The 12,669-nt window shown below is 56.1% G+C and carries 6 protein-coding genes; 4 read left to right on the top strand and 2 right to left on the bottom strand.

All coding sequences use genetic code 11. The annotated features are described in order from the left end of the window. The first annotated feature begins 32 nt into the window (after positions 1–32). From KQ933_RS27160 to KQ933_RS27145, 4 genes are all read left to right on the top strand, one after another. Entirely contained in the window at positions 33–395 is a 363-nt protein-coding gene (locus KQ933_RS27160; protein WP_216759100.1) for an EF-hand domain-containing protein, read from the top strand. Positions 396–538: 143 nt separating this feature from the next. Next, positions 539–1,111 (top strand): glyoxalase, encoded by a 573-nt coding sequence (locus KQ933_RS27155; protein WP_253958350.1) that lies wholly within the window; start codon positions 539–541, stop codon positions 1,109–1,111. Positions 1,112–1,835: 724 nt separating this feature from the next. Next, on the top strand, positions 1,836–7,346 hold the full coding sequence (locus KQ933_RS27150; RefSeq protein ID WP_253958433.1) for an ATP-binding sensor histidine kinase: 5,511 nt from the start codon (positions 1,836–1,838) through the stop codon (positions 7,344–7,346). Then, the gene (locus KQ933_RS27145; protein WP_216759098.1) at positions 7,343–8,626 is read left to right on the top strand and encodes an MFS transporter; all 1,284 of its coding nucleotides are present in this window, start codon (positions 7,343–7,345) and stop codon (positions 8,624–8,626) included. The genes KQ933_RS27150 and KQ933_RS27145 overlap by 4 nt, the downstream gene beginning before the upstream one ends. Positions 8,627–8,778: 152 nt before the next feature. On the opposite strand, the gene KQ933_RS27140 is transcribed toward KQ933_RS27145, so the two are convergent. Then, entirely contained in the window at positions 8,779–11,205 is a 2,427-nt protein-coding gene (locus KQ933_RS27140) for a PAS domain-containing protein (RefSeq protein WP_216759097.1), read from the bottom strand. Positions 11,206–11,236: 31 nt separating this feature from the next. Further along, positions 11,237–12,433 (bottom strand): MFS transporter, encoded by a 1,197-nt coding sequence (locus KQ933_RS27135; RefSeq protein WP_367882523.1) that lies wholly within the window; start codon positions 12,431–12,433, stop codon positions 11,237–11,239. Positions 12,434–12,669: the final 236 nt, after the last annotated feature.

Below are 12,669 nucleotides of genomic sequence, written 5' to 3'. Positions count from 1 at the left end.
TTTACAAGTAGATGTTACGAATTGGGGATTTCATGACGACTGCGACTGACACTTCACCGCTTACCCAGGTGCTCAACAAGGCGTTCACCAAGTTCGATCGCAACGGGGACAACAAGCTGACCGGGCAGGAACTTGAGAACTTCGATCAAATCCTAATGCCTGGAGTTGCCGTCGATGACAACGGGCGTCCCAAGGTGGACATGAAGCAGCGGCTGGACCACGACGCCGACGGTGCTGTCGGCCGTGATGAAATGCACTCCACTGGGATACTTATGCCTGCGGAGATGACCGATCCGTCGTTGACTTCGCTTCTCAATTATCTGCATGCCAAGAATGATCCGGCGGCGTTGCAGGCAGCGGCGATACTGGAGCTTGATGACTCCACGGAAAGTTGAGCATCGAAAAACGGGAGCCATAGGGGGCGCCGACACACCATAGTATCGGCGACACTATGGTCCAATGGTTCCGGAACAAGATGATGTTTAACCTCCGTCACGTCGCCGGCTGATCGACGGCGACTTAAACTAAGGAGCCGGACATGAACCATCTTGAACTTGAAACGAAAGTCACGCAAGCCGCGCCAAAGAACACTCCAGTAAGGATGAACCTAGAACTCCTCGTGATACCTGTGTCGGACTCCGACCGCGCTCGGAAATTCTACGAGAGCATTGGCTGGCAAGTCGACATTGATCACTCCGTTGGAGACGACTATCGCATCGTTCAGATGAGCCCGCCTGGGTCCGGTTGCTCGATCATGTTCGGAACAAACATAGCACTAGCGCCTCCCGGTTCCGCTCAGGGAATGCATCTCGTGGTCTCCGACATCGAGGCTGCCAGGACCGATCTGCTATGCCGAGGCGTCGCTACCAGCGAGCCTTTCCACGACGTTGGTGGGATATTTCATCATTCGAACGGCAAGGGGATTGTTTTCGGACCCAATCCTGATCGGAAGAGCTATGCATCGTATTTCACATTTTCCGATCCGGACGCAAACGTTTGGACAGTCCAGGAGGTCACAGCACGACTTCCGGGTACAAAAGGTGACACCCGCTTCACGACACAGCTTTATGAAGCAGTTTGGGGCGCCTCAGGCCCCGCCTCGGATGCGTGACACCGAGGCCAAACAGCAGCGTGCCGCGCTCGGCGCTCTCCTGAAGGTTTACGGCGAGAGCTATCACCCCGAGCGCTGCTTGGATCCGCTTGAGACGGCCTCCTTCTTCTAAAGAAAGGCGAAAGAGCTGCACGAGGCGGCTCTGGGTGCAGGAAACGGTGGTCGTCAACTGGGATTTCTTGGTCGCCGGGTAAGGTGCTTAACTTTAGGTCGGTTTAGGTCACTCGCCACGGTCGCCTTATCACGGGACAAAACCCAGCATCCTCGACAGCCGGCGCGCAACACCTGGTAAAGCTGCTGACAAGTGGCCACGCCTTAACGCGGCGTGACTACCGATCAGCCCTTAGCTAATCCCGATGCCAAATCAGCAAGAACCGGAGTGCCGAGAAATAATAAAGGTTCTGATGGCAAAGTCCGCGGTCTTGTTTAGCCCATCACCATGATGCCGCCTGTTGATTGTCTGAATTCCGCGTGGCGGAGCAGTGATCATGCTGTGCGTCCACTTAAATCGATACTTAAGTACAAGTGCACAACTGCCTAAGTAGCGGCAATGTTGTTCACTGGGCGAAGCAGTGCCGAAAGCCGCGGGAGTTGCGGCGCGCTTCGATTCAAGCATGAGATAGGCAGGCAGGCCTCGACCGAAATCCCGCTCACGATTATTGTCCCGGAAGCAGATGACGAAAGGTGGAAGAATAGATCGAGGGCAATATGAGAGCCGCTGGTGATGGTTGAAGGCGCAGGCGAGTCGGTCTCAGGCTACGAACTGCGTCCGGTTAGGGAGAGCGAGCAGCACGTTCTTTATCGCGGTATCGAGCGACGTTCTCGAAGAAGGGTGCTCGCCGTTTCGGCGCCAGGGGGGCGGGACGCGGAACACGCGCTCCGCCGCGAGCACTCGATGGCCGACAGACTTCTCGAACATTGGGCGGTTCGCCCCTTGGAATTTGTCCACTATCAAGGCCAAGAAGTTTTAATTCTTGAAGATCCCGGTGGGATGCCTCTTGACTTGCTCGTGAGCCAACGACCCGGTCGGTTGCTCCGGGTCCGTGAATTCCTGGAGATTGCGGCGAACCTGGCGGCCATCCTGTCCCTAGTTCACGAACGAGGGCTCATACATAAGGACATTAAACCACAGAATGTCTTCGTTTGCGAAGATGGGAGCGTTCGTCTGTCCGGCTTCGGTTCCTCGACGGAGCTCCCCAGTCAGAATATAAGCCCAACCGGGTCTCAGTCATCTGGTACTCTAGCCTACATGTCGCCCGAGCATACGGGGCGGGTGAATTGGCCGGTCGATGCCCGAAGCGATCTCTATTCGCTCGGAGTCACGCTCTACCAGATTCTGGCAGGCTCGCTCCCCTTCAACACAGACGATCCTCTTGAACTTCTGCATTGCCACATAGCACGCGCGCCTGCATCGCCATCTACCCTGCGCCCGGAAATCCCGGATGTTGTTGCGTCAGTTATCATGAAGCTTCTCGCAAAATCGCCGTATGATCGGTATCAGACGGCCTCTGGGGTCGAAAATGATCTCAGAAGATGCCTGGCTCAATGGGAAACTCGAGGCAAGATATCGCCTTTCCCTCTAGCGGAGCATGATCTTTCCGCACGCCTCACCATCCCTACGAAATTCTACGGACGACGTCGCGAAGTCGACGCTTTTCAAGCTGCGCTGCGAGGTTTCCTCCAAAACGGTTCATCGCGCCTGGTGCTAATCGGCGGTGAACCTGGAACGGGTAAGACGCACCTCGTCCGGGAGCATTTGTCGGGCCTGGACGTACAAGAAATTCTGATCGCAACGGCTAAGTACGAGCCTCACCTTCGCGACAGTCCGCTCGCTTGCATGGTCCCTGCACTTCAATCTCTGACCCGAATGGTTCTGAGTACGGGTGCATCGGAGTCGGAGGAATGGGCCAAGAGGTTTAGGCATGCCTTAGGCGCCAACGCTGCGCTTTTGACACATGTTGTTCCTGACCTGGAGATAGCACTGGGCTCTACTTCGGCCGACGTGGAGCTGCCAGTCAGGGAATCGAGAAGACGCATCCAGGCTGCATTGCGCGATTTTATTCAGCTATTTGCGCTTCCCAAGCGCCCGCTCGTTCTAGTCCTGGACGATCTGCAATGGGCCGACAGGGCCAGTTTGGATCTAGTCGAGCAACTTCTCCTAACAGAAAGGGCCGGCGGGCACGTCCTTGTCGTGGGAACATGTAGAAGCCGCGACCTTGCTGACGATCATCGGTTGATGCGCCTACCAACTACTTTACGCGGGGAGGGGGTCGATGTAACCGAGATAGAGATTCCGGCGCTCACCCGCGAAGACCTCGGTGAAATGATCAGCGACGCCATGAAGTGCTCGCCGAGCAAAGCGCAACAATTGGCGAAAACCATCCATGCGAAGACGGGCGGGAATGCGCTGTTCGCGACGAGATTGCTTTACTCCCTCGAAAATGAGGGAGTCTTAAGAGCCGACGGGGCACTTGGGCGTTGGACCTGGGACGAGGGCGGCGTCAACGCGAGAGAGCATAGCGACAACGTGGTTGACATGATGGTCGCTGATCTTGCCAAGCTCCCTCGTCCGGTCCTGGATGTCCTTCGCTGGCTCGCTTGCTTTTCTATGGCGAGCAGCAGCCGACTGCTCGCCGAAGCGACCGAAATGGCCGTCGAGGAAATGCAGGGACTGCTCAATCGGTGTGCTAAATCGGGGTTCATAGCCTGCTTCGACGATGACTACGCGTTCGTACACGACAAGGTGCGAGATGCGGCCTATTCCATGCTTCCGCCGGAGGAGAAGGCCCGACGACACGAGCGGATAGGACGTATTCTTGAGCGCGCTCGAACCCTTCAGGATTTCGACGTCGGAATCTTCCAGATTGTCGATCAGTTCAATCGCGGGTTCAGGACGATCGAGACTCCCGCTGATCACCTTCATATCGGACGCCTGAACTTCGAAGCTGGGATGGCGTCGAAAGCCGCGGGTGCGTATGAGGACGCACTAACATACCTCCGACGAGCAGGGGAGCTATTGGCGTCCGGTTCCGGGTTCGCCGAGCCTCAAATGTTGTTCGAGTGCGATCTGGCTCTTGCACAGAGTGAATTCGTATGTGGCCACACGTCGGACGCTGAGAGGCGTCTTCTCGACCTACACCGACGCGCCCCCGACATTACTTCCCGCGCGGCCGTCGCCTGTCAGCGGATCGACCTCTACGTTTTTATGGCGCTTCCAGACCGAGCCGTTAAACTGGGCATCGAATTTCTCGCCGAAGCAGGACTCGACGTATGCCTTCCCCCTTCACGCGATGATGTCGCCACTGCCTACAGCCGGGTTTGGAAGCTCTTGGAAGGTAGGATGGTGGAGGACTTGGTCGATTTGCCGATGACGAGCTCGGCGGACGCCGACGCGACTTTGGCTGTCTTGAACAGGATGATCCTCTCGGCCTTATACGAAAACCCCACTCTCCATCAATTGCTCATAATCCTGATCGTTCAGTTCAGCATCGAGCACGGCAACAATGCGGCCTCGGTCCTGGGCTACGTGCTATTTGGTCGACAGCTTATCACCGAATTCGGCGACGTTGTCGCGGGCCGCCGTTTTGGAGAGCTTTCGCTTGCGCTCGTCGGCAAAGGTTTGTCGACCTTCAAGGCCCGAGTGTATTTCAACTATGGAACCGGTATTAGCTCGTGGTCAGAGCACCTCTCGGTTGGTAGGTCCTATATAGAAGCAGCACTCGAAACCGCACGACGGAACGGCGACCTGCTTTACGAAGCCTATTGCCGAAGCAATCTCATCGGAAACGCGATCTCTTCCGGAGAGAGTCTTCCCGCCGTCTACAAGATGGCAACCGATTCACTGAATTCCATCGCTTTCGACTTCAAGATCGCGCTCGCGTTCGTCGTAGGGCAGCTTAGGCTAGTTGGCTCGATGATGAGGTTCGGGGGCTACCTCGACGGCCTTGAAGAGATGGGCGTCGACGTTGAGGAGGTCGAGCAATCTTTGATCCGAGGAGACCACCCAAGTACGGTTCAGGACATCTACTGGAGTAGACGCCTACAGGGCCACGTCTTTCTGGGCGAGTACGAATTGGCAATCGAGGCGGCGCGCAAGTGCGAGACGATACTCGTCTCCCCTTGGCCTAACATAGAGGGCGCCGAGTTTCACTTTTACTCTGCCATTGCCTATGCAGCATTCCTCGCCGACGCCAGCAAGGAAGCTCCTCGTTTTGTAGATCACAGGGATCGTGTGCGGGAGCACGCAAACAGACTGGAAGCATTCGCAAAAAAATCGCCGAAAAACCTCATGTGCCGGGCTGCGCTGGTTGAGGCCGAGATCGCTCGGATTGAAGGTCGTCAGATCGAGGCGGACACTTTATACGAGAAGGCCATAAGATCGGCGCAAGCCAATGGTTTCCTTCAAATCGAAGCGCTCGCATGTGAAGTGGCGGCTCGATCGTACCGCGGCAGAGGACTTGAGGAGATACACGACCTCTATATCAACAGAGCGAAAGTGGCGTACCGCAAGTGGGGGGCAAACCGTATACTTCAAAGACTAGGGGAGTACCATTCTGGTGACGCTCGTGCCAGCCCCTTGTCGCAGACGCTCTCACTGGATACGCAGTTAGATGTCGCCGCGATCGTCAGGGCATCTCAAGCAATTTCCCGCGAAATGAGGCTTCCCGAGCTGATTGATCGGGTTATGCGCCTGGTGATAGCGCATGCCGGGGCAGAGCGTGGATTGCTCATGCTTCTTAAGGATAACGTGCCGCTTCCCGTCGCGGATGCGCGTGTCGTCGGAGGTGCGATACAGGTCGACACCATCGAAGCGACGGTTGATGGCGGCCTCCTGCCACAAACCGTCCTGCAGTATGCGATACGAACAGGGCGCCCCGTCATCCTCGAGGACGCTTGTCTCGATAGTGTCCACTCGAATGATGCGTACGTTCGCGAAAACCGTTGTCGATCCATCCTTTGCATGCACATCGGTGGCCAAGGCCGATACGTAGGTGTGCTCTACTTGGAGAATAACCTCACGCCTGGAGCCTTTACGAAGGAACGCATGAGCGTGCTGGATCTGCTCTCATCCCAGGCAGCAATCTCGCTGGAAAACGCGCGGCTATACAGAGATCTACAGCGTAGCGAGACTTTCCTCCTTCAGGGACAAACTGTTAGCAATACCGGGAGCTTCGGGTGGAGCGAGGCAACTCGCGAGTTTTTCTGGTCGCGGGAGCTCTACCAAATCCTCGAGTACGAACCCGACATGAAGGCATCTCCCGAACTGGTATTGACGCGAGTGCATCCAGGGGATCGCCCTCGGGTTACAAAACTGCTGGAGCAAGCCATCGAGAGGGGCACTGATTTCGATAGCGACCACCGGCTACAGATGATGGATGGCCGGGTCAAACATGTTCAAACCATTGGCAGATCGGTTCGTAATGAAAACCTGGATTTTGTGGGCTCTATTCGAGATGTCACGGAGAAGGTTGCGAACGAAGAGGCTCTTCGTGAAGTTACAACCAACCTTGCGCATGTCGCGAGGGTGACGACACTCAATGCCATGACTGCATCGATCGCGCATGAAGTCAATCAGCCCCTCTCCGGGATAATCACCAACGCAAGTACAGGGATGAGATTCCTCTCATCGGATCCGCCAGATCTAGTAGGAGCAAGGGAGACCATAAAACGGACGATGCGGGATGCGAACCGCGCATCCGACGTCATCGCCCGTCTGCGTGCAATGTTCCAGAAGCAGGCGCCTGCCATCGAGCTCGTCGATCTCAACGAGCTGGCCAAGGAGGTCGTCTCCTTGACGAGCAGTGAGATCCTGAAGGCGGGCGCGAGCATAGCCACCGATTATTTCGACGGTCTACAGCTCGTTCGAGCTGACCGCGTGCAATTGCAGCAAGTGATATTGAACCTTCTCATGAACTCCGCAGAGGCGCTGACCGGATATGACGGTCCAAGGAATATAACTATTCAAACCAGCGTCCATGTTGACGGCGGAGTGCGGCTCGACGTCAAGGATACCGGTCCCGGCATTGACGACCAGATTATTGATAGGCTGTTCGAGCCCTTTTTCACCACCAAAGCGAATGGCCTGGGCGTAGGTCTGTCGATCTGCCGATCAATACTTGCAAGCCTTGGCGGCCAACTTTGGGTAGATTCGAGAAAGGGAGTTGGAACTTCATTCAGCTTCCACATTCCAGTCCTCCCTCAGGAGGCGTCCACATCATCGGGTGACGAGCGATGAAATTCTGGGATCGAAAGATCAACCTGTTCGGACGGACGGCCGACGTGGCTGCGTCCAGGCCGGAGCAAACGACCTCTTTCGTTAGCACGATAGGCATCCTGCTCGCGCTCGCGATGTTCATCAACTACGTCGACCGAGGAAACCTCGCCACAGCCGCGCCGCTTATCAAGGATGAGCTGCGGATCACGAATACGGAGTTCGGCGTCCTCATCTCTGCGTTCTTTTGGATCTATGTGCCATTCCAGCTTATTGCAGCTTGGTTCGTGACGAAGTTCGGTGCGTATCGGGCTCTCGTCGGCGGGTTGCTAGTCTGGTCGGTCGCTACTGTTCTTACCGGGCTAGCCGGGGGCTTCTTCAGCCTGTTGGTTTTACGCGTGGTATTGGGGCTCGGAGAAAGCGCAAGCTTTCCGGCGACCTCCAAGCTGCTCGCGCAGAACCTTCCCGTTGAGAAGCTCGGTTTTGCGAACGCTCTGGTCAGCACCGGTATCATCTTGGGACCTGCCGTTGGGACCTTCGTCGGAGGTTTGGTGATGGCCCAATACGGATGGCGTATGCTTTTCGTTTTGTTTGGGCTGGTGTCACTGCTCTGGCTCGTTCCCTGGCTAGCTGTGACCCGGTCGTGGGTCGCTGCAAAGCTCCTCGAGGTTAGATCGGTGGAGCAGCCGAGTTTTCGGAAGATGCTCCGAAGACGTGAATTGTGGGGCGCGGCCATTGGGCATTTTGCGAACAACTACACGTTCTATACCATCCTTACTTGGCTACCTCTCTATCTAGTGAAGGTGCAAGGTTTTACCTTGGCCGAAATGGCTCGAATGGGAGGGGTTGTCTATATTGCCGCGGCTTTCTTCTCTCTGACTTGCGGCTGGATAGCGGACCGGTGGATGAGTTTCGGTGCGAGCTCCAATCGAGTTCGCAAATTCTTCATCGGTAGCGCTTGCGCGATCGCAATAATGTGCATGCTTTTGTGCGCCACCGGCAACCCGAGCCTCGCCATAGCAGGGCTGCTCATATCCTCAATCGGCCAAGGCATGGGAGGTTTCAACCTCTATGCGATCGGCCAAACCCTTGCGGGACCCGCTGGCACGGCGAAGTGGATCGGTCTTCAAAACTGCATTGGGAACATTGCGGGGATTGTGGCCCCTGTGATCACGGGTGTAATCGTTGATCTCACAGGTACATATCAGGCAGCATTCCTCGTAGCGGCAGCCGTTTCGACAGTCGGGCTCATATCTTGGACGATCGGCATATCCAGGATTGAGAGAATAGATTGGAGCGAATAGGTGAACGCTGCCAGTTTGGCGTACAGAATAACTGACAGCCGTTCCATCCGGAAAGGGAGGATGCTGTCGCAGAGGTCCTTCAGGGCGATGTCGTTGTCTCGGACTGCACAGATGTCGTGGTGTCAGGCGAAGACCAGATCGCGGCATATGGCTTACTGGGACAGTTGAACGCTCTGGGCTAAGGAAGGCGTTCTCGGTATCGAAAAGGCCACCGTCATGCCTGGCCCGTCATTAGGCATCGCCCACATGCGGCCTCCATGGGTTTCGACGATCGATCGGCTGATGGAAAGTCCGATCCCCATTCCGTTAAGTTTCGTTGTGAAAAACGGTTCAAACATCTTGTCCGTAGAGTCAGCCGCGCTGCCGACGCCCGCATCCGAGATTGACAATGTGAGCATGTCCTCAGCTAGTGATGTCCGCACGAACAGACGGCGGGGGCGTCCCTCGGTTTCTGCCATAGCTTCGATCCCGTTCAGGACCAAGTTCAAAATGACCTGCTGGAGCTGGATACGATCGCCCCTGACGGACGACAGTCCAGACGCCAGGCTGGCATCGAGGACGATAGATTTCTCCCGCATGTCGCGCGCTGATAACGCGATCACCTCTCGAGCTATTTCATTGAGATCTATCTCCTCCATAGTCGGAGACTGACGGTTAAACATGGCCCGAAGGCGCTTGACGACTTCGGTTGCACGCATGGTGTCCCGGATCGTTCTCCGCGCAGTGTCTGTCGCGGAGGCGATGTCCGGTGGATCGAGCGCGAGAAGGCGAACACAGGCGTTGGCATTAGCGAGAATACCCGATAACGGTTGGCTCACCTCGTGCGCAATGGATGTCGTCAAGGCACTTATAGTCATCGCGCGTGAAATGTAGGCAAGTTCTTCTCGCGCTTTCAATAGAGCTTCCTCACCCCGCCGGATAGCATCTTCCGCGCGTTTCGTCTCGGTGATGTCCTGTACAGTCCCCATGAAAACCGGGTGATCACCGATGTAATCCGTTACTCTGGCGAGACCGCGAATGAACCTGACGGAACCGTCCGTCCTGATGATCCGAAAGACAAAATCGGCGTCTTCGCCGGCCAGCCCCTTTCGCATCTCGACGTCGAAAAGTTCCAGGTCCTCCGGATGGATCCGCTCCCTGACCGCATCGATGCTTGGCTCGACCTCAGGATCGAGATCGAATATTCGATAAAATTCCTCAGACCAGATATTCTCGTCCCGCTGGATGTCCGATGTGAAGCTACCTGTCGAACTGATCCGCTGCGCTGCGACGAGCTGTGCCTGGCTCCGCTTGAACTGGGTCTCACGCTTTACTAACGCTTCTTCATGGCGGGTCCTGTCTATGGAAATCCCTGCGATATGCGCTGCTCGGTCGACAATTTGCCGTTCGCGAGGTTGAAGTTCGGTATGTTGATGACGAAGGATGGCAAAGATCCCAGCCGTGTTCCCATAGGGCGAGAGAATAGGAATTGCGTGGCAGTAATTGAGCCTGTTCGCTAACATGAACTGGCCCATCGACGTGTGGCGATAATCGCTTTCGAGGAGGTTTTGGATTTCAACAGCCTTTTTTGTGAGTGCTGCGAATGAGCACGCATTCTTGTCCAACGCCACGCTCTTTTGGTCGAAGATCTCTCGGAATTCGCTTGGCATGCGCGGAGCCGCGCCCATTCGAAAGAATTTGCGATCGAGCGACAGCTCGAGAAAACAGCAAAAGAGATCCGGGATCAGATCTTCGACGACATTGCAGAGCTTTTGGAGGACGCTTGCTGATGGCGTCCCCCGAGCCACCATATCGAGCATCTCCATTTCCTTCCCGAGCAGGTAGGCGGCATCGCGGGAGTCCTGAACGTCGTTCTGAAGTAGGCAGTAGCTCGTAAGTTCGCCTGACTTCCCGACAATCGGCACGACTTGCGCCTCAAGCCACCGCAGTGTGCCGTCGGCATGCTGTGCTTGGTACCGGAAGACCGGCGTCTGCTCTCCTTCCATGTATGCCTTGAGCGGAAGCAGGATATCGTCGAGTTTCCTCGGCTCCATGTCGGCCGAAGCCTCTTGCTCCGTCCTCTCAGGCAGAAAGCCGTACCAACGCAGCGCTGCTTGATTGGCAAACTCTAGTTCCAAATCAGGGGTGATCAGCAGCGCTGAAAGCGACAAGGAATTTAGGAAGCGCCGGAACCCGCCTTCAATTTCCTCTTGGGTTCGGTCGTTAGCGCTCTCGTGGCGTTCTGTCGCGAGCCAACAGATCTTTCCATCATCCGCTAGCGGCGACCCAGCAAGCTCGAACCAACTGAAATCTCCATCTTTTCGTCGCAAGCGGGCATTGATCACCCTGTGCCCTTCGGTCCGCCGCACGTTTTGCCAGTACCCGACCGCGAAGACTGCATCATCCGGATGCAAAACACTCACCCAGTGTGATGGGCGGCTCAAGCCGAAATCTATACCAGCATACTCTCCAAAACGGGAGTTGCAGTATGAGATTGTGCCCGTTTCGTCTGTCGTCCAAACCAGACCCGGTAGGTGGTCCAGGATCAGCGCCGCATCGGCCTCAACCGGGGTCGCCTCCTCGTTGAGTGAAATGGACATCCTGACGTCCCGTTACCTTCCTTGCCCGCTCTCACCGGGCATTTGGCGCTTTGGCTAATCTGGTACGCTCTGCGTGCGCGCCGCGGACATGCGCGGCCCGACGATCAAATCCTGCACTGAAATCATTCCCAGCACAAAAAAGGAGCAACCATATCGCTGCGCTCAGCGTTAAAGAGACAGATGTCCAACCAAGCATCGATGACGCCAATATCGTCCCAACCGAGGTGGATATCTTCAGCACCGAGAACGTTTCGGCCCTCATTTCGGGCCTTGCCAATCTATTGATCTGCAAAGAGTAGTGAATACCGAGTGACGGGGCAAATAGTCCCACCAACGCGCAGCCGATGATCGACAATCCAAAGGAATTTTGAAGTACGAGCGCGATCCCAATGAGGATTGCCGCCAGCATTCCGGCGACCTGGTGCCTCGAAAAAGCTCGGTTAAGGAAGCTATTTCCAATGGCGCCAATCAGGGAAGCCGCACACAAGGTTCCAGTGAATACTGCTCCATATCCCGCTTGGAACCCAAATCCCATAGCAAGCGATACCGCGCCAACCTCGATCGCACTGATTGCGGCAGAACTGGCGCAAGCGCACGCTAACCAAATAAGGACATCTGGAGATATCGCTCTTCTCTTCTCCGCCTCCTCGACCCTCGCGTCGGCGGTCGGTGCTGACGGCAAGATGAGGGCAGGAAGCGCACCCAGAGCTGCGATAGCAGCTATCGCCAATGATGCGGAGACGGTCCCCAACGCCGCCGCCAAAATCGGCGTGACTAGAAAAGTGAGTTCGGTTGCGAAGGCTCCGAATGCAAGGAATCTGGTCATTTGCGTCGGTAAGACCAGATAGTTCGCTGCGTTGCGCAAATGGCCGAAGGCTGCTCCTTGCACCAGCCCGGACGCAACTGCCGCAGCAATGAAAACTGAGTATGGCGCCCTAGCGCTGCACGCTACGGCGCAGCAAAATAGCGCCACGGTCCTAATGACAATGAGGATCTTGAAATACGCGATCGAGTTTGATCCGCGTCCCAGTCGGGCAACGGGTATAGCTCCTGCCAGTTGCGCAGCGGTCATAGCAGCGAGCGCTGTAGTCCCGCCCGCTGCGCTACCAGTGATCGAAATAGCAGCGATAGCAAAGGCTATCGACGCCCCGGAACGCGGCACGCCGAACAATCCGTATGCGACCACCCAGCGGAGAGACCGATGACACTTCAAACTGCCCCCGTTCATTTTCCCGTCAAACTCTGGTCAGTCACGTCCGAACCGACGGACGTTGTCGATCTATACCAAAACGCCCCCGGCACTGATGCATCACGTCCTTGATCTTGCCCGATGCCCCGACCGTGTGAAGGTGAGCTTACCGCAAACTGGCACCAAGCACATCATACTATGGTATTGCCCAAAGCGTGGCTCCGGGCAGCAGCCGATGGCGGCCGCCATAGAGACGCCTTGGTCCAATGGACGAA

This window comes from Rhizobium sp. WYJ-E13 (genome assembly GCF_018987265.1).
GTDB lineage: Bacteria > Pseudomonadota > Alphaproteobacteria > Rhizobiales > Rhizobiaceae > Rhizobium.
The sequence above is the reverse complement of the archived record's forward strand: the minus strand, read 5'-3'. Positions and strand labels throughout refer to the sequence as shown.